We start from the raw sequence: 20,343 nt of genomic DNA, 5'->3' as shown, positions 1-20,343 counted from the left end.
CGCTCGCATGACACGAGCGGCGCTTTTTTCGACAGCGTCAGACGCGGCTTATTCCGCCTCGCCGCCCATGCCGCCGACGACCGCGTGGAAGCCGGCATCGACGTGAACGACTTCGGCGCTCACACCGCCCGACAGATCCGAGAGCAGGAACGCGGCCACATTGCCCACTTGCTCGATCGTCACGTTGCGCTTGAGCGGCGCGTTTTCTTCGACGAAGTTCAGGATCTTGCCGAAGCCCTTGATGCCGCTCGCCGCGAGCGTCTTGATCGGGCCGGCCGAAATGGCGTTGACGCGCACGCCCTTGCCGCCGAGCGACGGCGACGCTGCCATGTAGCGCACGCTGGCTTCGAGCGATGCTTTCGCGAGACCCATCGTGTTGTAGTTCGGCAGCGCGCGCTCGGCGCCGAGGTAGGAGAGCGTCAGCAGCGACGAGCCATCTTTCAGCAACGGCAGCGCGGCCTTGGCGAGCGCGGGGAAGCTGTACGCTGAGATGTCGTGCGCGATGCGGAAGTTCTCGCGCGTCATGCCGTCGAGGAAATCGCCCGCGATCGCCTCGCGCGGTGCGAAGCCGATCGAATGCACGAGGCCGTCGAGCGAGTCCCAGCGTTCCTTGAGCGAGCCGAAGAGGGCGTCGATCTGCGCGTCGTCGGCGACGTCGCAGGGATAGACCATGTCGCTGCCGAACTCGGTCGCGAACTCGGTGATGCGCTCCTTGAAGCGTTCGCCGACATACGTGAACGCCAGTTCCGCGCCTTCGCGCTTGCAGGCCGCGGCGATGCCGTAAGCGATCGAGCGGTTCGACAGCAGGCCCGTCAGCAGAATTCGTTTTCCAGCGAGAAAGCCCATGAATGCTCCTTCTTTGATGTCAATGTCGCGCGCGGATACCGCGCGTATCGTGCGTGGCGCGATCGGCTCAAATGCGAGCCTGGTGGCGAACCCCTAGGCCGCAAGCCGTATGGCGCGTGATTTTGGGTAGAATTCTCTCACAATGCAATGCCTGCCCAGGATTCTCGCGGCGCTCGCTTCGGGCCTTGCCCGCTCATTCAACGCTTCACCACACATCGCGCCAAGAGGCACATGACGACTCGCACGACGATCCGCTCATCCGGCGCCTCATGCAGATTCATCGCGCTTGCACTGGCCGGATCGATCGCGTGGCTCGCGAGCCCGGCTTACGCGGTCCACGCCATCGCGCAATATGGCGAACCCAAATACCCGGCGGATTTCAGGCACTTCGACTACGTCAATCCCGATGCGCCGCGTGACGGCACGCTCGTGCTCGCCAATCCGAACCGGCTGACGAGCTTCGACAAGTTCAATCCGTTCACGCTGCGCGGCAATCCGGCGCCGGGCCTTTCACTGATGTTCGAAAGCCTGACGACCGGCAGTTCCGACGAAGTAGCGACCGCTTACGGCCTGCTCGCCGACGATATCTCGGTCGCGCCCGACGGCATGTCGACGACCTTCCACATCAACCCGAAAGCACGCTTCTCCAATGGCGATCCGGTCACGGCCGAGGACGTGAAGTTCTCGTTCGAGACGCTCAAGAGTCCGCTGGCCGCGCCGCAGTTCGCGGTCTACTTCGGGCAGATCGCGCGCGCGGTCGTCGTCGATCCGCTCACGATCCGCTTCGAGTTCAAGATCGCGACGCGCGAAATGCCGCTGCTCGCGGGCGGCATTCCGGTGTTCTCGCGCAAGTGGGGCATGAAGCCGGACGGCACGCGCGTCCCGTTCGATCAGATCGCGTTTCAGAAGCCCATCGGCAGCGGGCCGTATCTGCTCGACCGGTTCGACAACGGCCGCACGATCTCGTACCGGCGCAATCCGGATTACTGGGGCGCGGCGCTGCCGGTGCGGGTCGGCATGTACAACTTCGCGCACATCGACTACAAGCTTTACGGCGACTCCACCGCGCGTCTCGAAGCCTTCAAGGCGGGCGAGTACGACGTGCTCGTCGAATACATTGCGCGAAGCTGGGTGCGGCGCGATATCGGCAAGCGCTTCGACAATGGCGAGCTCATCAAGCGCGAGTTTCCGCAGCACAACGGCACGGGCATGCAGGGCTTCTTCATGAACACGCGCAAGCCGCTTTTCAAGGACGTGCGCGTGCGTCAGGCGCTCGATCTCGCGCTCGATTTCGAATGGCTCAACCGGCAGTTGTTCTTCAATCAGTACCGGCGCATCGACAGCTTTTTCGTCAATACGGATCTGCAGGCGAAGGGCAAGCCAAGCGATGGCGAACTGGCAATCCTGAATCCGTTGAAGCAGGAACTCGATCCCGCCGTGTTCGGCGAGATGCCGCGTCAGCCGAATACCGACGCGCCCGGCTCGCTGCGCGCCAATCTCATCAAGGCGCGCGAACTACTCGCGCAGGCCGGCTGGACCTATCGCGACGGCGCGCTGCGCAACGCGAAAGGGCAGCCATTCGCATTCGAGATTCTCGACGACACCGGCGGCGGCGCGTCGATGGAGCCGGTCGCCGCCGCATTCGGGCGCAATCTGCAGAAGCTCGGCATCACGATGAACTTTCGCACCGTCGATTACGCGCTCATCCAGAAGCGTCTCGACGCGTTCGACTTCGACATGACGAGCGTGCGCATGCCCGACGTGCAGGTGCCGGGCACCGAGCAGGTTTCGCGCTTCGGCAGCAAGTCCGCCGACGAGCAGGGCTCGGACAATCTCGCGGGCGTGAAGTCGCCGGCCGTCGATGCGATCCTGCAGAAAGTGATCTCCGCGCAGACGCGCGAGCAACTGGTCGACGCGACGCACGCGCTCGATCGCGTGCTGATGAACGGCTACTATGTGGTGCCGCACTGGTACTCGGCGACGCATCGCGTGGCGTATCGCAATACGCTCGCGTACCCGTCGACATTGCCGCTGTATTACGGCGCCGAGGAATGGGTCATATCGACGTGGTGGGCGAAGTCCGCGCCCGCGGCGAAATAGAGGACGGTGCGCCATGTGGAGTTACATCCTTAAACGGATTCTCTTGATGATCCCGACGCTCATCGGCGTATTGACGCTCACGTTCGTCGTGATCCAGTTCGTGCCGGGCGGTCCGGTCGAGCAGGCGGTGCACGATCTGCGGCGCGGCCAGACGGAAGGCGGCGGCGGGTTCGGCCTGCGCACGCACACGGGTGTCGACGCGCAACAGGTCGAGCAGCTCAAGAAGCTCTATGGCTTCGACAAGCCGCCGCTCGAACGCTACGTCCTGATGCTCGGCAAGTTCGCGCGCTTCGATCTCGGCGAAAGCTACTTCAGGCATCAGAGCGTGTGGTCGCTGATCGTGTCGAAGCTGCCGGTGTCGATCAGCATCGGCTTGTGGACCTTCTTCATCACGTATCTGATATCGGTGCCGCTCGGCATCGCGAAGGCGGTCAGGAACGGCTCGAGGTTCGATGTCGCGACGAGTCTCGTCGTGCTCGTCGGCTTCGCGATTCCGGGCTTCGTGCTGGGCGTGCTGCTGCTCGTGCTGTTCGGCGGCGGAAGCTTCTGGCAACTGTTCCCGCTGCGCAATCTCACCTCCGACAACTGGGCCACACTTTCGCTCGGCGGCAAGATCCTCGACTATCTGTGGCACATCACCTTGCCGGTGGTGGCGTCGGTGGTCGGCAGCTTCGCCATCGTCACGATGCTGACGAAGAACGCGTTTCTCGACGAAATTCGCAAGCAATACGTGCTGACCGCGCGCGCCAAGGGCCTGAGCGAGCGGCGCGTGCTGTGGAAACACGTGTTCCGCAATGCGCTCCTGCCGCTGATCGTGGGTTTTCCGGCGGCGTTCATCGGCGCGTTCTTCACGGGCAGCCTGCTGATCGAGACGCTGTTTTCGCTCGACGGCCTTGGCCTGCTTTCGTACGAATCCGTCGTGCGACGCGATTACCCGGTCGTGCTCGGCACGCTGTATCTCTTCACGCTGATCGGCCTCGCGACCAAGCTCATCTCGGATCTCTGCTACGTCTGGGTCGATCCGCGCATTCAATTCGAACAACTGGAGCGCTGATTTGAATCGAGCCGCTTCACCGGAATCGTCACGGCGCAAGGCCAATGGCGGCGACGCGCAACCGTTGCGCAGCGAGGCATCGATCTCGCCGGGGCGGCGCGTGTGGCTGCGCTTCAGGCGCAATCGCCTCGGCTACTGGAGCCTCATCGTGTTCGTCGCGGCGTTCGTCATCAGTCTCGCGGGACCGCTGTGGTCGAACGACAAGCCGCTCGTCGTGCGCTATCAGGGGCATGTCTATTTCCCGCTCGTGAAGACCTACGCGGAAACGACCTTCGGCGGCGATTTCCCGACGCCCGCCGATTATCTCGATCCGTTCGTGCGCGACCGTTTCAGCGCGCCCGGCAACTTCGCGATCTATCCGCCGAATCACTATTACTACGACACGCTCAACTACTTCTCGAAAGGCTCGAACCCGGCGCCGCCTTCGCGCGAGAACTGGCTCGGCACCGACGACCGCGGCCGCGACGTGTTCGCGCGGCTCCTGTACGGCTTTCGCGTGTCGGTGCTGTTCGCGCTCGTGCTGACGGCGATCGGCACGGTGCTCGGCGTCGTCGCGGGCGCGTTTCAGGGCTACTTCGGCGGCAGGATCGATATCACCGGGCAGCGGCTGATCGAAATATGGAGCGCGCTGCCGGAGCTTTATCTGCTCATCATCTTCGCGTCGATCTTCGAGCCGAGCCTGATCCTGCTGATCATCCTGCTGTCGCTGTTCGGCTGGATCGGTCTGTCGGACTATGTGCGCGCGGAGTTTCTGCGCAATCGCACGCAGGACTACGTGCGCGCGGCGCGCGCGATGGGCCTTTCGAACTGGCAGATCATCTGGCGGCACGTGCTGCCCAATAGCCTGACGCCGGTCATCACCTTCCTGCCGTTTCGCATGAGCGGCGCGATTCTCGCGCTGACGAGCCTCGATTTTCTCGGCCTGGGCGTGCCGTCGCCGACGCCGTCGCTCGGCGAACTGCTCGCGCAGGGCAAGGCCAATCTCGACGCGTGGTGGATCTCGCTGTCGACTTTCGGCGTGCTGGTCGCCACGCTGCTGTTGCTGACCTTCATGGGCGACGCCTTGCGCAACGCGCTCGATACGCGCATCGCCGATGCGGTGAAAGCGGGAGGCGGGCAGTGAGCGCGCCTTTGCTTGCTATCGAAGACCTGCGCGTGCGTTTCGGCGACACGCTCGCCGTCGACGGCGTGAATCTGGAGATCCGCGCGGGCGAGCGTGTCGCGCTCGTCGGCGAATCGGGCTCGGGCAAGAGCGTGACGGCGCTGTCGATCCTGCGGCTCGTGCGCGATGCCGAAGTGACCGGCTCGATCCGCTTCGCCGGCGACGAGTTGCTGTCGAAGAGCGAGCACGCGATGCGCGGCCTGCGCGGTTCCGATATCGCGATGATCTTCCAGGAGCCGATGACGGCGCTCAATCCGCTCTACACGGTCGGCGACCAGATCGGCGAGACGATTCAGCTCCACGACGGCACGAGCCCGCGCGAGGCGCGGCAGCGCGCGATCGCGCTGCTCGCGCGCACCGGCATCACCGAGCCGGAAAGGCGTGTCGACAGCTATCCGCATCAGCTTTCGGGCGGACAGCGCCAGCGCGTGATGATCGCGATGGCGCTCGCGTGCCGGCCGCGCCTGCTGCTCGCCGACGAGCCGACGACAGCGCTGGACGTGACGATCCGCGCGCAGATCGTCGATCTGCTGCTGGAGTTGCAGCGCGATGAGGCGGAAAAGCGCGGCATGGCCGTGCTGCTCATCACGCACGACCTGAATCTCGTGCGGCGCTTCGCCGAACGCGTCGCGGTGATGGAGAACGGCGTGCTCGTCGAAACCGGCGCCACCGACGATATTTTCACGTCGCCGCAGCATCCGTACACGCAGCGCCTGCTGGCAAGCAAGCCGAAGCGCACCGTGCTGCCCGTGCTGCCGATCGCGCCGGTGCTGCTCGACGCGAAGGACGTGTCCGTCGATTACCCGACGCGCGTGCCCGGGCTCAAAGGCTGGTTTCGAAGCGGCCGCTTCAAGGCCGTCGACGATGTGACACTGACGGTGCGCCAGGGCGAGACGCTCGGCATCGTCGGCGAGTCGGGCTCGGGGAAATCGACGCTCGCGATGGCGCTCCTCGGGTTGCAGCGCATTTCAAACGGCGCGGTGCAGTTTCAGGGCCGCGCGCTCGGCGATTTTCGCGGACGCGAAAAAACGGTGCTGCGCTCGAATCTGCAAGTGGTGTTTCAGGACCCGTTCAGCTCACTGTCGCCGCGGCAGACCGTCGAACGGATCGTCGGGGAAGGGCTTGCGCTGCATCGCCCGGAACTCGACGCGGCCGCGCGGCGCGCCAAGGTGATCGCGGTGCTGCGAGAGGTCGGCATGGAGCGCTCGGCGCTCGAACGCTACCCGCACGAGTTCTCGGGCGGACAACGGCAACGCATCGCGATCGCGCGTGCGCTCGTGCTGGAACCCAGCATCCTGATTCTCGACGAACCGACCAGCGCGCTCGATGTTTCCATTCAGACTCAAGTACTTGCGTTGCTGGCCAGCATTCAGCAGAAGCACAATCTCGGTTACGTTTTCATTAGCCACGACCTGCAGGTGATCGGGGCAATGGCGCATCGCGTCGCGGTGATGCGGAATGGTCTTATCGTCGAGTCCGGAGAAGTAGAGAAGATTTTTTCGAACCCGTCCGACGAATACACAAGAAAGCTTCTGAAAGCAGCCCTGGATTCCTAAAAATCTTTCTTTTTCACCAATTGGGTGCCCATCTTAATTGTATTTTTCTATTTCTTTTGACAGTTAAATACTTTGTGGCTAGTATCCTTCCAAACTTTCACGTATCTCCCTGATTTAGCAGCTTTTAATTGTAAAACCTACCGACCGATGCAGCCACTAACGTTGACTCAGACATGCGCCCGCGCCGCCGCGAGCATGTTGATCGGCCTTCTGATGACAACAACTTCCGGCGCGTTCGCCGACGAAGTCAACAGTAGCAGCCAAAATGCCAACAACGGCATTTTCTCCTCCAGCAAATCCACTGATGGATCCAGCGCAGACGCCGCCAGCACTCCGGGCGGCGCGAAGTCGTTTCTGTCGGGCGTAGCCAGCAAGGCGGGCGACGTCGTCGTCGGCGCGCTGAACATGATCGGCGTGCGCTACCGCTGGGGCGGCAACACGCCGGATTCCGGTCTGGATTGCAGCGGTTTCGTGCGCTACGTGTTTCAGGACACGCTCGGCATGACCTTGCCGCGCCGCGCCGAGGAAATGAGCCGTGTGGGCGAGAAGGTTACCGCCTCCGACCTCAAGCCGGGCGATCTGGTGTTCTTCAACACGATGCGCCGTTCGTTCTCGCATGTCGGCATCTATATCGGAGACAACAAGTTCGTGCATTCGCCGTCCACCGGCAGCACGATCCGTGTCGACGACATGGAAGACGGCTACTGGGAAAAGCGCTTCCAGGGCGCGCGCCGCATCGAGAACGCGCAGGTCGGCGATGGCTCGGAACTGCGTCAGCGCGTGAGCGCGTCGATCGGCGGTTACTGATCGGTCTGACTGGCATCAGGAAAAGCCTGCCTCCTTCGGGATGCAGGCTTTTTGCATTTCCGGGCCGCGCGCGGGACATGCCGGCGTCGACTGGTTCGACCAAAGCCCTGATTGCACGCGCCTCTAAAAGCCGTTATAGTTTTTGAATGAACTTTTTCCCGTTCCCCTTCTCGCTGTTCCCGGCAGGTGCGTCGCTACGCGCACTATCGCTGCTAGCGCGCCTACCGCGCTGATTCGTCTCGCCTCCCGTCTGCTCGCCTAGTCAGGTTTTCGACGCCAGCGGTGGCGCGAACACCCGAATTCCCTTTTGCCTGATCGTTTTCCACCCAACAATCGATAAATCTCCCCACAGGAGCCCAGCATGGCAGCAGACAAGTTGATCATCTTCGATACGACCTTGCGCGATGGCGAGCAGTCCCCCGGCGCGTCGATGACGAAGGAAGAAAAGATCCGCATCGCGAAGCAACTGGAGCGCATGAAGGTCGACGTGATCGAGGCAGGCTTCGCCGCCAGCTCGAACGGCGACTTCGACGCAATCAACACGATCGCATCGCTCGTGAAGGACAGCACGGTCTGCTCGCTCGCGCGTGCGAACGACAAGGACATCCAGCGCGCCGCCGATGCGTTGAAGCCGGCGAACCAGTTCCGCATCCACACGTTCATCGCGACGTCGGCGCTGCACATGGAAAAGAAGCTGCGTATGACGCCGGAGCAGGTCTACGAGCAGGCGCGCCTCGCGGTGCGCTTCGCGCGCAAGTTCACCGATGACGTCGAGTTCTCGCCGGAAGACGGCAGCCGCTCGGATATCGATTTCCTCTGCCGCGTGCTCGAAGGTGTCATCGAAGAAGGCGCGCGCACCATCAACATCACGGATACGGTCGGCTACGGGATTCCGGAGCATTACGGCAATCTCGTCAAGACGCTGCGCGAGCGCGTGCCCAATTCCGACAAGGCCATCTGGTCGGTTCACTGTCACGACGACCTCGGCCTCGCGGTCGCGAACTCGCTCGCCGGCGTGCAGATCGGCGGCGCGCGTCAGGTCGAATGCACGATCAACGGTCTCGGCGAGCGCGCGGGCAACACGTCGCTCGAAGAAATCGTGATGGCCGTCAAGACGCGCAAGGACTACTTCGGGCTCGATGTCGGCGTCGACACGACGCAGATCGTTCCCACGTCGAAGCTCGTCTCGCAGATCACCGGCTTCGTCGTGCAGCCGAACAAGGCGGTGGTCGGCGCGAATGCCTTCGCGCACGCATCGGGCATCCATCAGGACGGCGTGCTGAAGGCGCGCGACACTTACGAAATCATGCGCGCGGAAGACGTGGGCTGGGCCGCGAACAAGATCGTGCTCGGCAAATTGTCCGGCCGTAACGCGTTCAAGCAGCGTCTGGAAGAACTCGGCGTGACGCTCGAATCCGAAGCCGACGTGAACGCCGCATTCGCGCGCTTCAAGGAGCTCGCCGACCGCAAGGCCGAAATCTTCGACGAAGACATCATGCAGATCGTCTCCGAGGAATCCGCCGAGGCGCAGGCGAAGGAGCACTTCCGCTTCGTATCGATGAAGCAGCATTCGGAGACCGGCGAGCAGCCGCAAGCGAAGGTCGTGTTCGCGGTGGAGGGCAACGAAGTCACGGGCGAGGCGGGCGGCAACGGTCCCGTCGACGCGACGCTGCACGCGATCGAATCGAAGGTGTCGAGCGGCGCGGAACTCGTGCTGTATTCGGTGAACGCGATCACGACCGGCACGCAGGCGCAGGGCGAAGTGACGGTGCGTCTGTCGAAGAGCGGGCGCATCGTGAACGGCGTGGGCACCGATCCGGACATCGTCGCGGCGTCGGCGAAGGCTTACATCGCCGCATTGAACAAGCTGCATTCGAAGGTCGAGAAGCTCAATCCGCAGCTTTGATGTTCGAACGCGGTTTCGGCTGAAAAGCAAAAAGCCCTCGCGAGAGGGCTTTTTGCATGGTGCGGCGCGGATGTCGTCAGAACAGATTGCGCCGGTCGGGATCGTGCAGCGGGTCGGGTGTCTTCTGCGTCATGCGCAGAATGCCCTGATCGTCGAAGTAGAAGTTGTACATCAGGTACCAGATGTTCGCTTCCATGTAGCGATAGGTCCAGACTTCGCGCTTCATCAGCGGAAAGTACGAAGTCTCGACTGGACGCCCGAAGTTCACGAGCACGTCCTTTCTCGTCCACGTACCGATCTGCGCCTTGTAGAACTCGTTCTCGTCGAGCACCTGCCTGACGCTGACGATCCTGCCGGACGCGTCGATATCGGCGGCGGTGGTGAATTCGCCGAGCGGCTGCGTCGGCCACATCAGGCGCTTGCCGCCGTTGGGCAGATCGTAGACTTCGCGCGGCGGGCCGAGGCGGGTCGTGATCGCCGATGCATCCGCGCCGGTCTGATAGTTCTGCCACGGCTGCGCGCAGGCCGTGAGGAGCAGCGCGACGCCTGCGCCCGCGAGCGCTCCGCGCAGACGGTTGAATGGGTGCAGCATGGTAGCCTCCGCGTGCTGAATTGTTCGATGTTTCCTGTGATTTTGACACGCGCGCGCGGCAAAACATTCGCCATGACGTCGCGGCATTCGAGCGGATGTGTCGGCAATGCCGGACTTGCGCGGCGAACGCACCGCGGCCTATGATCCGCGCTTTCGGCGGATCGACGCAAACCCATGAAGAAACGAATCAGCGTGCGCGCGATGCGATGGCTGCGCTCTGTGGCATCGACGTGCCTGGCATTGTCCCTGACGGCGAATGCGGCCGATCTGCCGCCCATCAAGCTGGCGCTGATCGAGGGCATGTCTGGTCCGTTCGCCAACGCCGGCGCGATGGTCGAGCGCAATCTGCGCTTCGGCGTGGAGCGCGTGAACGCGAAGGGCGGCGTGAAGCTCGCCGACGGCGTGCATCCGCTGCAACTCGTCGTGCTCGATGGCAAAGGAAGCAGCGAGGCGAGTCTCGTGCAACTGCGCGCGGCGATCGACGACCACATCGGCTTCGTCATGCAGGGAAACAGTTCGGCGGTGGCGGCGGCGCTCGTCGCGGCGGTCGACCGGCAGAACGCGCGCGAGCCCGACCGGCGCGTGATGTTCCTCAACTATTCCGCCGACGATCCCGCGCTCACCAACGACGCGTGCAGCTTCTGGCACTTCCGCTTCGATGCTCACGCCGGCATGCGTATGGACGCGCTCGCCGATGCGCTCAACGACGATCGCGCGGTGAAGAAGGTCTATCTGCTGAATCAGGATTACAGCTTCGGCCACGACGTGAGCCGCGAGGCACAGCGCGCGCTGAAGGCGCGGCGGCCGGATGTCACGATCGCGGGCGACGAGTTTCATCCGATCGGCCGGGTGAAGGATTTCGCGCCTTATATCGCAAAAATCCGCGCAAGCGGGGCGGACGCCGTGGTCACCGGCAACTGGGGCAACGATCTCACGCTGCTCGTGAAAGCGGCGCGCGAACAGGGCCTCGACACGAAGTTCTATACGTTCTACGGCAATAGTCTGGGCGCGCCGGCTGCGCTCGGCGATGCGGGCGTGAAGCGCGTGATCGCGGTGGCCGACTGGCATCCGAACGCGGGCGGCGCGGCGTCCGACGCGTACTATCGCGCTTTTCGCGCCCGTTATCCGGCCGACGCGGACGACTATCTGGTGGCGCGCATGCCGCTGATGATCGAAATGCTCGCCGCCGCGATGACGCGCGCCGGCAGCGCGGACCCGTTTGCCGTGGCGCGCGCGCTGGAAGGCATGAAGTTCGACGGCGAAGGTTTCCACGCAATGACCATGCGCGCCGACGATCATCAGGTGATCCAGCCCCTTTATGTCATGGAGATGGACAAAGCGGGCACGAAGGGCGTGGCTGTCGATAACGAAGGCTCCGGCTACGGCTTTCGCACGCTGCTCGCCGTCGCCGCAGACCAGACCGTTCAGCCGACGACCTGCAAAATGACCCGTCCGGCCCGCTAGGCACCGGAAGCGCGTCTCGAAGGCCGCTCGTTGTGCTATACTTCGCGCTTCGTCTTTGGTTTGGCCGAAGCGAAAACCGAAACTTGTAAATCCACGGCACGGCCTTTCTTCCGTGACCGCCTGTCTGTATCAAAGGAAAAGCAAATGTCCGTAGCAGAAGTCAAGAAATCCGATATCGTCGCTGAATACGCGCGCGGCGCCAACGACACCGGCTCCCCCGAAGTGCAGGTCGCACTGCTCACGAGCCGCATCAACGAACTGACCGTCCACTTCAAGTCGCACTCGAAGGATCACCATAGCCGCCGCGGCCTGCTGCGCATGGTGAGCCGTCGTCGCAAGCTGCTCGACTACCTGAAGGGCAAGGATGCGGATCGTTATCGCTCGCTGATCGAGAAGCTGGGTCTGCGCAAGTAATTGGCGCCAAGCGGCCAGCGTTCCAACGAAGTGCCTGTGTCAGTCCGCTGATACAGGCATTTTGTTTTTGTACGTTCCGGTCGCGAAGTGGTGCCCGATCGTAATTTCCGGCGGTCGGCCCACCGTAGTCGGTTGTTTCGGCAGGTCATAGGCTTTACCCGGATGCATCGTCCGGTTCGACACCCGGTCCGGCCTCGCGGCAGAGCTTTGTGTCATTCCATCGCGGCGCGTGCCGCGCACGTTGGGCGGGCCCCGCGCTGGAATGGCATAACACACCTCTCAAGCGTGGCTCGCGGCCGCCCCAGCCAGCGCCAGATGAAGCGGCGCGGCGCAACGTAGAAGGAGTCACAATGTTCAATAAAATCGTCAAAGAATTTAAGTGGGGACAGCACAATGTCCGCCTGGAAACGGGTGAGATCGCTCGTCAGGCAAGCGGCGCGGTGATCGTCGATGTCGAAGACACCGTCGTGCTCGCGACCGTCGTCGGCGCGAAGACCGCCAAGCCGGGCCAGGACTTCTTCCCGCTGACCGTCGATTACCTCGAAAAGACCTACGCCGCCGGCAAGATTCCGGGCGGCTTCTTCCGCCGCGAAGGCCGTCCGTCGGAAGGCGAGACGCTGATCTCGCGCCTGATCGACCGCCCGCTGCGCCCGCTCTTCCCGGAAGGCTTCTATAACGAAGTGCAGGTCGTGATCCACGTCCTGTCGCTGAACCCGGACGTTCCGGCGGACATTCCCGCGCTGATCGGCGCATCCGCCGCGCTGGCCGTGTCGGGCCTGCCGTTCAACGGTCCGGTCGGCGCCGCGCGCGTCGCCTACATCAACAACGAGTACGTGCTGAACCCGACGCGCCCGCAGATGAAGGAATCGGCGCTCGACCTGATCGTCGCCGGCACCGAGCGCGCCGTGCTGATGGTGGAATCGGAAGCGCAGCAACTGAGCGAAGAAGTGATGCTCGGCGGCGTCGTGTTCGGTCACGAGCAGATGCAGACGGCCATCGACGCGATTCACGAACTCGTGCGCGAAGGCGGCAAGCCGGAATGGGACTGGAAGCCTGCCGCGAAGAACGAAGCGCTCATTTCGCGCGTGACGGAAATCGCCAAGTCGGAACTGGAAGCGGCTTACCAGTTGCGCAACAAGCAGGCGCGTTCGACCAAGCTGAAGGAAGTCTACGCAGCGACCTCCGCGAAGCTCGCCGAGGAAGCAGTGGTGGCCGATGCGGCAACCATCGGCAACGTCCTGTTCGACATCGAAGCGAAGATCGTCCGCTCGCAGATCCTCAACGGCGAACCGCGTATCGACGGCCGCGACACGCGCACGGTGCGTCCGATCGAAATCCGCACGGGCGTCCTGCCGCGTACGCACGGCTCGGCGCTCTTCACGCGCGGCGAAACGCAGGCGCTGGTCGTCGCGACGCTCGGCACGAAGGGCGATGAGCAGAACATCGACGCGCTCGAAGGCGAATACCGCGAGCGCTTCATGCTCCACTACAACATGCCTCCGTTCGCGACCGGCGAGACGGGCCGCGTCGGCTCGCCGAAGCGTCGTGAAATCGGTCACGGCCGACTGGCCAAGCGCGCGCTGGTCGCGTGCCTGCCGAGCGCCGATGAATTCGGCTACTCGATCCGTGTCGTGTCGGAAATCACGGAATCGAACGGTTCGTCGTCGATGGCTTCGGTCTGCGGCGGCTGCCTCGCGCTGATGGACGCCGGCGTGCCGATGAAGGCGCACGTCGCGGGCATCGCGATGGGCCTGATCCTCGAAGGCAACAAGTTCGCGGTTCTGACCGACATCCTCGGCGACGAAGATCACCTCGGCGACATGGACTTCAAGGTGGCCGGCACGGCGCAAGGCGTGACCGCGCTGCAGATGGACATCAAGATCCAGGGCATCACCAAGGAAATCATGCAGGTCGCGCTCGCGCAGGCGAAGGAAGGCCGCATGCACATCCTCGGCAAGATGACGGAAGCCGTGCCGAGCACCAACACGGAGCTGTCGGACTACGCGCCGCGCATGATCACCATCAAGATCAATCCGGAGAAGATCCGCGACGTGATCGGCAAGGGCGGTTCGGTGATCCGCGCGCTGACGGAAGAAACCGGCACGACCATCGACATTTCGGACGACGGCGTCGTGACGATCGCGAGCACGAGCGCCGAAGGCATGGCCGACGCGAAGAAGCGCATCGAGAACATCACGGCTGAAGTGGAAGTGGGTCAGGTCTACGAAGGCCCGGTGCTCAAGCTGCTCGACTTCGGCGCGATCGTGAACATCCTGCCGGGCAAGGACGGTCTGCTGCACATCTCCGAGATCGTCAACGAGCGCGTGAAGGACATCAACGACTATCTGAAGGAAGGCCAGATCGTGAAGGTCAAGGTCATCCAGACGGACGAAAAGGGTCGTGTGCGTCTGTCGGCGAAGGCGCTTCTGAACGAAGGCGCGCAACAGGCGGAACCCACGCACCCGCAGCAGTAATGCGGTAATGTGTAGACGGCCGGCCGCTGATGCGAGCCGGCCGTTTTCATGTATGACGCTTCGGACGCTATGCGTTGTCCGACGCGTCATCGGACTCGATGGCAGTGTGGAGCGTGGATCACTCCGAGCGCGCGCAGTGCCATCCGGTTCGAATGCACACCGACTCCGGTCGGCACAGGGAGAGGAAATGAAGGCCATCGAAATCACCGAGTTTGGCGCACCCGAAGTCCTGAAACTGGGCGAACGTCCGACGCCTGCGCCGGGCAAGTGCGAGGTGTTGATCAAGGTGGCCGCTTCCGGCGTGAACCGGCCGGACGTGTTCCAGCGCAAGGGCGCTTATGCGCCGCCGCCGGGCGCGTCGGATTTGCCGGGGCTGGAGGTCGCGGGTGAAATCGTCGATGGCGATTTCGATCCCAGGCACAACCCGTTCGGTCTGAAAAAAGGCGATCGCGTGTGCGCGCTGCTCGCGGGTGGTGGTTACGCCGAGTACGCGGTGGCGCCGCTCGAGCAATGTCTGCCGGTGCCGAAGGGGTTGTCGGATATCGAGGCCGCGTCGCTGCCGGAGACGTTCTTCACCGTCTGGAGCAATGTCTTCGAACGTGGTCAGCTGGGCGCGGGCGAGAACGGCGCGGAAGAGACGCTGCTCGTGCAGGGCGGATCGAGCGGCATCGGCGTGACGGCGATTCAGATCGCCAAGGCGCTCGGCTTTCGCGTGTTCGCCACGGCCGGCACCGATGAAAAGTGCCGTGCGTGCGAAGCGCTCGGCGCGGAGCGCGCGATCAACTACAAGACGGAGGATTTCGTCGAAGTGGTGAAGTCGCTGACGAACGACCGTGGCGTCGACGTGATTCTCGACATGGTCGCGGGCGATTACCTGCAGCGCGAGCTCAAGTCGCTGGCGGACGGCGGGCGTATCTGCGTGATCGCGCTGCTCGGCGGCGCCAAGGCGGAAATCAATCTGAACGACGTGCTGCGTCGCCGGCTGGTCATCACCGGGTCGACGCTGCGTCCGCGTCCGGTCGCGTTCAAGGCGAAGCTCGCGGCCAGGCTGAAGGAGCGTGTCTGGCCGGAAATCGAGGCGGGGCGCATCAAGCCGGTGATCCACCAGGTTTTCCCGGCGCACGATGCCGCCGCCGCGCACGCGCTCATGGAAAGCAGCACGCATGTCGGCAAGATCGTGCTGGACTGGCGCGAGGATGCGTGAGGTTTCAAGCGCGTCGCAGCGTTTCACCTTGCGATACGCTTTTGGTGGTTTGACCGGTTTCGTCGTAACACAGTAAAATCGCCTGTTTTGCAGGCAGTTTGCAGTTTGTAGCGGCTTCACTCCTATAACACGGCGGCTCTCGAAAGCCGCCGCCGACTGACGAGACATATGTCCAGAGAACGAGCGAAACTGGTGGTGGGCAACTGGAAGATGCACGGCCGCATCGGTGACAATGCGACCCTGCTGACCGAAGTCGCCGCAGGGGCATCGGCTTTGCAAAAGGGCGTGCGCGTGGGCGTGTGCGTGCCGTGTCCTTATCTCGCGCAATCGCAGGCGCTTTTGAGCGGCTCGGTCGTGCAGTGGGGCATCCAGGACGTGTCCGCGCATGCGGGCGGGGCATTCACCGGCGAAGTCGCGGCGGAAATGGCGGCGGATTTCGGTGTCACTTACGCGATCGTCGGGCATTCGGAGCGACGCGCGTATCATCGCGAAAGTCCGGAGATCGTCGCGGCGAAAGCGCAGCGCGTGATCGAAGCGGGACTCACGCCGATCGTCTGTGTCGGCGAGACGCTCGACGAGCGTGAAGCCGGTACGACGGAGCAGGTCATCGGCACGCAGCTCGACGCCGTTCTGCAAGTACTGACGGAAGAACAGGCGGCGGGCATCGTGGTCGCCTATGAGCCGGTCTGGGCGATCGGCACGGGCAAGACCGCGCGGCCGGGCCAGGCGCAGGACGTTCATGCATTTCTGCGTCGCAAGTTGCTGGAGAAGGGCGCGACTGTCGAGAACGTGCCGCTTCTGTACGGCGGCAGCGTGAAGCCCGAAAACGCGCAGGAGCTGTTCGGGCAAAAGGACATCGACGGCGGGCTGATCGGCGGCGCCTCGTTGAAGTCGAAGGATTTTCTGGCGATCTGCCAGGCAGCGCAAACCGTGCTGCACTGATCGGCGGCCGGGAAGCAGGCAGGGCAGGCGAAAGAGCATAGTGCGACACGAAGGTGTCACGGAAATATCAGGAATCAGGTGAGTTGAAATGCTGTATTTGAAGACATTGATTATCGTTGTCCAGTTGCTGTCGGCGCTGGGCGTTATCGGCCTCGTGCTGCTTCAGCACGGCAAGGGCGCGGACATGGGCGCGGCGTTCGGCAGCGGCGCATCGGGGAGTCTCTTCGGTGCGACCGGTTCGGCCAACTTTCTGTCGCGCACCACTGCAGTTCTGGCCGCGGTCTTTTTCGTGACGACGCTGACGCTGACCTATCTCGGCAGCTACAAGCCGCAGACCTCGGCGGGCGTGCTGGGCGCGGGTCCCGTACCGGCATCGGCGCCGGCGGCAGCCGCATCGGGTGCCTCGGGAACGGCCTCCGCGCCGGTCGCATCGTCCGCTCCAGGCGCCGATGTGCCTAAATAACGACAGAACGAATTTTTCGCAGAATCTGCATTTTGTGCGTTGAACAATTCGTAGGGCCCAGTTATAATTCAAGTCTTGAAGCGATTCGCGGCAATTTAGAAGTAGTTTTCCCGGATTGCAGTACAGTGCCGACGTGGTGAAATTGGTAGACACGCTATCTTGAGGGGGTAGTGGCGAAAGCTGTGCGAGTTCGAGTCTCGCCGTCGGCACCAAAGTTATCCAATGCCAGCCGCTTGCATCGCTTCGGCTGGCATTGTCACTTCTGGAGTACCCTTACGTTTTCGCAGCGGCATCGACATCGTCAAAGCGGATGTCACAGTGTGCTGATATCGTGAGCGGTCCCAAGTGAATTCTCCCGCCGGGTGGTCCGTCCCGGCTGAAGGCCCCAATCAATAACAGACCACATCTACCGATCAGAGGATAGCCTTGAACCTCGCACCCTATTACCCCGTCTTCTTGTTTCTTGTAGTGGGCCTAGGTTTAGGTATTGCGTTGGTCAGCATCGGCAAGATTCTCGGTCCCAACAAGCCCGACACCGAAAAGAACGCGCCTTACGAGTGCGGCTTCGAAGCCTTCGAAGACGCCCGTATGAAGTTCGATGTGCGTTACTATCTCGTCGCGATTCTTTTCATCATTTTCGACCTTGAGACGGCGTTCCTGTTTCCGTGGGGTGTGTCCCTGCGCGATATCGGCTGGCCCGGCTTCATGGCGATGATGATTTTTCTGCTCGAATTTTTGCTCGGTTTCGCCTACATCTGGAGAAAGGGCGGACTCGACTGGGAATGACAGTTAGATCACCGGATTCATGGGCGGCTTTGGCTGGCTGCTCATCTGGAGTGGAAAACAAATGAGTATCGAAGGGGTCTTGAAGGAAGGCTTTGTCACCACCACGGCTGACAAGCTCATCAACTGGACGCGCACCGGCTCCCTGTGGCCGATGACGTTCGGTCTCGCGTGCTGCGCGGTCGAGATGATGCATGCGGGCGCCGCCCGCTACGATCTGGACCGTTTCGGCGTGGTGTTCCGTCCGAGCCCGCGCCAGTCCGACGTCATGATCGTCGCCGGGACGCTGTGCAACAAGATGGCGCCCGCGCTTCGTAAGGTGTACGACCAGATGGCCGAGCCGCGCTGGGTCATCTCGATGGGTTCGTGCGCGAACGGCGGCGGCTACTATCACTATTCGTATTCCGTCGTGCGTGGTTGCGACCGGATCGTGCCGGTCGACGTGTACGTTCCCGGTTGTCCCCCGACCGCCGAAGCCCTGGTCTACGGCGTGATCCAGTTGCAGGCGAAGATTCGCCGCACCAACACCATCGCCCGTCAGTAAGGGCCTGAGTCTCCCCAAACTATGGCAAGCAAACTCGAGACCCTCAAAGCGAACCTCGAGACGGCGTTTGGCGGCCGTCTCCAGAGCATCACCGAGTCGCTGGGTCAGGTGACGGTCGTCGTCAAGGCGGCCAACTATCTGGACGTCTGCAAGCAGCTGCGCGATGACCCGTCGCTGCGCTTCGAGCAGCTCATGGATCTCGCTGGGGTCGACTACTCGACCTACGGCGACGGCGCCTACGACGGCCCGCGTTTCGCGGCCGTGAGCCATCTTCTCTCGATCACGAACAACTGGCGCGTGCGCGTGCGCGTATTCGCTCCGGACGACGAAGTGCCCATCGTGCCTTCTGTGGTGGACATCTGGACGTCGGCGAACTGGTACGAGCGCGAAGCGTTCGACCTCTACGGCATCGTGTTCGAAGGTCACCCCGACTTGCGCCGCATTCTCACGGACTACGGTTTCATCGGCCATCCGTTCCGCAAGGACTTCCCGGTTTCGGGCTACGTCGAAATGCGCTACGACCCGGAAGAGAAGCGTGTCGTGTATCAGCCTGTGACGATCGAGCCGCGCGAAATCACGCCGCGCGTGATCCGCGAAGATCGCTATGGCGGTCTGAAACATTAAGAGAACGTCATGGCAGAGATCAAAAACTACACGCTGAACTTCGGCCCACAGCACCCGGCAGCGCACGGCGTGCTGCGCCTCGTGCTGGAACTCGACGGCGAAGTGATCCAGCGCGCCGACCCGCACATCGGTCTGCTGCATCGCGCGACCGAAAAACTGGCCGAAACCAAGACCTTCATCCAGTCCGTGCCGTACATGGACCGTCTCGACTACGTGTCGATGATGGTCAACGAGCACGGCTACGTGATGGCCATCGAGAAGCTGCTCGGCATCGACGTGCCGGTTCGCGCGAAGTACATCCGCGTGCTGTTCGACGAAATCACGCGCGTGCTGAACCACCTTATGTGGATCGGCTCGCACGCGCTCGACGTCGGCGCGATGGCGGTGTTCCTCTACGCGTTCCGCGAGCGCGAAGATCTGATGGACGTCTACGAGGCGGTGTCCGGCGCGCGCATGCACGCGGCGTACTATCGTCCGGGCGGCGTCTATCGCGATCTGCCGGACGCAATGCCGCAATACAAGGCGTCGAAGATCCGCAACGCGAAGGCGCTCGACCGGATGAACGAGAACCGTCAGGGTTCGCTGCTCGACTTCATCGAGGACTTCTTCAACCGCTTCCCGCATTGTGTCGACGAGTACGAAACGCTGCTCACCGACAACCGTATCTGGAAGCAGCGTCTCGTGGGTATCGGCGTGGTGAGCCCGGAGCGCGCGTTGCAAATGGGCTTGTCCGGCGCGATGCTGCGCGGCTCGGGCATCGAATGGGATTTGCGCAAGAAGCAGCCGTACGAGGTGTACGATCAGCTCGACTTCGATATCCCCGTCGGCGTGAACGGCGATTGCTACGACCGCTATCTGGTGCGCGTGGAAGAAATGCGCCAGTCGACCCGCATCGCCCAACAGTGCATTGCCTGGCTGCGCAAGAATCCTGGCCCTGTGATGGTCGATAATCACAAGGTCGCGCCGCCGTCGCGCGTGGGCATGAAGAGCAACATGGAAGAGCTGATTCACCATTTCAAGCTCTTCACCGAAGGCTTCCACGTGCCGGAAGGCGAAACGTACGCGGCGGTCGAGCATCCGAAGGGCGAATTCGGTATTTACCTGATTTCGGATGGCGCGAACAAGCCGTATCGCCTGAAGATTCGCGCGCCGGGCTATGCGCATCTCGCATCGCTCGACGAAATGGCGCGCGGCCACATGATCGCCGACGCTGTGACGATCATCGGTACGCAAGACATCGTGTTCGGCGAGATCGATCGCTGATCTCATTCTCCGCTTGCGCGGTGCGCTCATCGGGCCGCCGCGCACGGAACGCGAAAGCAATAACAGGAACCCGCAGGAACGCCAGGTCTGCCGCAATACGAAGGGCGCGGCAGGTTTTCGTTCGGTAGGAATTGAAAGAGTCGTG

Annotated in this window: 18 protein-coding genes and 1 tRNA gene; 17 read left to right on the top strand and 2 right to left on the bottom strand. The window is 62.7% G+C overall.

All coding sequences use genetic code 11. From position 1 onward, the window contains the following. Positions 1–48: 48 nt before the first annotated feature. Positions 49–846, bottom strand: coding sequence for an enoyl-ACP reductase FabI (gene fabI, locus NK8_RS08960; protein ID WP_213226104.1), 798 nt, complete (start codon positions 844–846; stop codon positions 49–51). A gap of 231 nt (positions 847–1,077) precedes the next feature. On the opposite strand from fabI, the gene NK8_RS08955 reads away from it, so the two are divergent. The 6 genes from NK8_RS08955 (at position 1,078) to NK8_RS08930 (ending at position 9,431) form a co-directional block, all read left to right on the top strand. Further along, positions 1,078–2,946 (top strand): extracellular solute-binding protein, encoded by a 1,869-nt coding sequence (locus NK8_RS08955; RefSeq protein WP_213226103.1) that lies wholly within the window; start codon positions 1,078–1,080, stop codon positions 2,944–2,946. A 13-nt stretch (positions 2,947–2,959) separates the two neighbouring features. Beyond that, positions 2,960–4,000 (top strand): microcin C ABC transporter permease YejB, encoded by a 1,041-nt coding sequence (locus NK8_RS08950; RefSeq protein WP_162065882.1) that lies wholly within the window; start codon positions 2,960–2,962, stop codon positions 3,998–4,000. 64 nt (positions 4,001–4,064) lie between these two features. Further along, complete coding sequence (locus NK8_RS08945; RefSeq protein WP_213228578.1) at positions 4,065–5,123, top strand: ABC transporter permease; 1,059 nt, start codon at positions 4,065–4,067, stop codon at positions 5,121–5,123. Next, on the top strand, positions 5,120–6,718 hold the full coding sequence (locus NK8_RS08940) for an ABC transporter ATP-binding protein (RefSeq protein ID WP_213226102.1): 1,599 nt from the start codon (positions 5,120–5,122) through the stop codon (positions 6,716–6,718). Before NK8_RS08945 ends, NK8_RS08940 begins: the two co-directional genes overlap by 4 nt. A gap of 147 nt (positions 6,719–6,865) precedes the next feature. Beyond that, on the top strand, positions 6,866–7,525 hold the full coding sequence (locus tag NK8_RS08935) for a C40 family peptidase (protein ID WP_213228576.1): 660 nt from the start codon (positions 6,866–6,868) through the stop codon (positions 7,523–7,525). Positions 7,526–7,886: 361 nt separating this feature from the next. Then, the gene (locus NK8_RS08930) at positions 7,887–9,431 is read left to right on the top strand and encodes a 2-isopropylmalate synthase (RefSeq protein ID WP_213226101.1); all 1,545 of its coding nucleotides are present in this window, start codon (positions 7,887–7,889) and stop codon (positions 9,429–9,431) included. A gap of 76 nt (positions 9,432–9,507) precedes the next feature. Here the strand turns inward: NK8_RS08930 and NK8_RS08925 are convergent, their stop codons facing one another. Then, complete coding sequence (locus tag NK8_RS08925; RefSeq protein ID WP_162065878.1) at positions 9,508–10,023, bottom strand: hypothetical protein; 516 nt, start codon at positions 10,021–10,023, stop codon at positions 9,508–9,510. Positions 10,024–10,197: 174 nt separating this feature from the next. Between NK8_RS08925 and NK8_RS08920 the strand changes: the two genes are divergently transcribed. The 11 genes from NK8_RS08920 (at position 10,198) to NK8_RS08870 (ending at position 20,198) form a co-directional block, all read left to right on the top strand. Next, positions 10,198–11,487 carry a branched-chain amino acid ABC transporter substrate-binding protein gene (locus NK8_RS08920; protein ID WP_213226100.1) on the top strand — a complete coding sequence of 430 codons (1,290 nt, stop codon included), beginning with the start codon at positions 10,198–10,200 and terminating at the stop codon, positions 11,485–11,487. Positions 11,488–11,631: 144 nt separating this feature from the next. Next, positions 11,632–11,901, top strand: a complete 270-nt coding sequence (gene rpsO, locus NK8_RS08915) for a 30S ribosomal protein S15 (protein WP_062257560.1) — start codon at positions 11,632–11,634, stop codon at positions 11,899–11,901. Between the two features lie 350 nt (positions 11,902–12,251). After that, complete coding sequence (pnp, locus tag NK8_RS08910; protein ID WP_213226099.1) at positions 12,252–14,375, top strand: polyribonucleotide nucleotidyltransferase; 2,124 nt, start codon at positions 12,252–12,254, stop codon at positions 14,373–14,375. A 187-nt stretch (positions 14,376–14,562) separates the two neighbouring features. Continuing rightward, a complete protein-coding gene (locus NK8_RS08905; RefSeq protein WP_213226098.1) occupies positions 14,563–15,579 on the top strand; it encodes an NAD(P)H-quinone oxidoreductase in 1,017 nt (338 codons plus the stop codon). A gap of 168 nt (positions 15,580–15,747) precedes the next feature. Beyond that, the gene (gene tpiA, locus NK8_RS08900) at positions 15,748–16,521 is read left to right on the top strand and encodes a triose-phosphate isomerase (RefSeq protein ID WP_213226097.1); all 774 of its coding nucleotides are present in this window, start codon (positions 15,748–15,750) and stop codon (positions 16,519–16,521) included. Between the two features lie 88 nt (positions 16,522–16,609). After that, on the top strand, positions 16,610–16,984 hold the full coding sequence (gene secG, locus NK8_RS08895) for a preprotein translocase subunit SecG (protein ID WP_213226096.1): 375 nt from the start codon (positions 16,610–16,612) through the stop codon (positions 16,982–16,984). 127 nt (positions 16,985–17,111) lie between these two features. Next, a tRNA-Leu gene (locus NK8_RS08890) sits at positions 17,112–17,196 on the top strand. Positions 17,197–17,410: 214 nt separating this feature from the next. Beyond that, positions 17,411–17,770 carry an NADH-quinone oxidoreductase subunit A gene (locus NK8_RS08885; RefSeq protein ID WP_061177224.1) on the top strand — a complete coding sequence of 120 codons (360 nt, stop codon included), beginning with the start codon at positions 17,411–17,413 and terminating at the stop codon, positions 17,768–17,770. Between the two features lie 61 nt (positions 17,771–17,831). After that, positions 17,832–18,311, top strand: a complete 480-nt coding sequence (locus NK8_RS08880; protein ID WP_006052903.1) for an NADH-quinone oxidoreductase subunit B family protein — start codon at positions 17,832–17,834, stop codon at positions 18,309–18,311. A gap of 21 nt (positions 18,312–18,332) precedes the next feature. Continuing rightward, positions 18,333–18,935 (top strand): NADH-quinone oxidoreductase subunit C, encoded by a 603-nt coding sequence (locus NK8_RS08875; protein ID WP_061177223.1) that lies wholly within the window; start codon positions 18,333–18,335, stop codon positions 18,933–18,935. 9 nt (positions 18,936–18,944) lie between these two features. Then, a complete protein-coding gene (locus NK8_RS08870) occupies positions 18,945–20,198 on the top strand; it encodes an NADH-quinone oxidoreductase subunit D (RefSeq protein ID WP_162065871.1) in 1,254 nt (417 codons plus the stop codon). Positions 20,199–20,343: the final 145 nt, after the last annotated feature.

This window comes from Caballeronia sp. NK8, from assembly GCF_018408855.1.
GTDB lineage: Bacteria > Pseudomonadota > Gammaproteobacteria > Burkholderiales > Burkholderiaceae > Caballeronia.
Note: the sequence above shows the minus strand (reverse complement) of the source record. Positions and strands in the feature narration are given on the sequence as shown.

What these genes read in the sequence shown, in the direction of transcription:
- NK8_RS08935 (WP_213228576.1), top strand. Translation starts at nt 6,866, where the DNA reads ATGCAGCCACTAACGTTGACTCAGACATGCGCCCGCGCCGCCGCGAGC.
- NK8_RS08920 (WP_213226100.1), top strand. Translation starts at nt 10,198, where the DNA reads ATGAAGAAACGAATCAGCGTGCGCGCGATGCGATGGCTGCGCTCTGTG.
- NK8_RS08905 (WP_213226098.1), top strand. Translation starts at nt 14,563, where the DNA reads ATGAAGGCCATCGAAATCACCGAGTTTGGCGCACCCGAAGTCCTGAAA.
- rpsO (WP_062257560.1), top strand. Translation starts at nt 11,632, where the DNA reads ATGTCCGTAGCAGAAGTCAAGAAATCCGATATCGTCGCTGAATACGCG.
- NK8_RS08930 (WP_213226101.1), top strand. Translation starts at nt 7,887, where the DNA reads ATGGCAGCAGACAAGTTGATCATCTTCGATACGACCTTGCGCGATGGC.
- NK8_RS08925 (WP_162065878.1), bottom strand. Translation starts at nt 10,023, where the DNA reads ATGCTGCACCCATTCAACCGTCTGCGCGGAGCGCTCGCGGGCGCAGGC.
- pnp (WP_213226099.1), top strand. Translation starts at nt 12,252, where the DNA reads ATGTTCAATAAAATCGTCAAAGAATTTAAGTGGGGACAGCACAATGTC.
- NK8_RS08875 (WP_061177223.1), top strand. Translation starts at nt 18,333, where the DNA reads ATGGCAAGCAAACTCGAGACCCTCAAAGCGAACCTCGAGACGGCGTTT.
- NK8_RS08880 (WP_006052903.1), top strand. Translation starts at nt 17,832, where the DNA reads ATGAGTATCGAAGGGGTCTTGAAGGAAGGCTTTGTCACCACCACGGCT.
- secG (WP_213226096.1), top strand. Translation starts at nt 16,610, where the DNA reads ATGCTGTATTTGAAGACATTGATTATCGTTGTCCAGTTGCTGTCGGCG.
- NK8_RS08870 (WP_162065871.1), top strand. Translation starts at nt 18,945, where the DNA reads ATGGCAGAGATCAAAAACTACACGCTGAACTTCGGCCCACAGCACCCG.
- tpiA (WP_213226097.1), top strand. Translation starts at nt 15,748, where the DNA reads ATGTCCAGAGAACGAGCGAAACTGGTGGTGGGCAACTGGAAGATGCAC.
- NK8_RS08950 (WP_162065882.1), top strand. Translation starts at nt 2,960, where the DNA reads ATGTGGAGTTACATCCTTAAACGGATTCTCTTGATGATCCCGACGCTC.
- NK8_RS08955 (WP_213226103.1), top strand. Translation starts at nt 1,078, where the DNA reads ATGACGACTCGCACGACGATCCGCTCATCCGGCGCCTCATGCAGATTC.
- fabI (WP_213226104.1), bottom strand. Translation starts at nt 846, where the DNA reads ATGGGCTTTCTCGCTGGAAAACGAATTCTGCTGACGGGCCTGCTGTCG.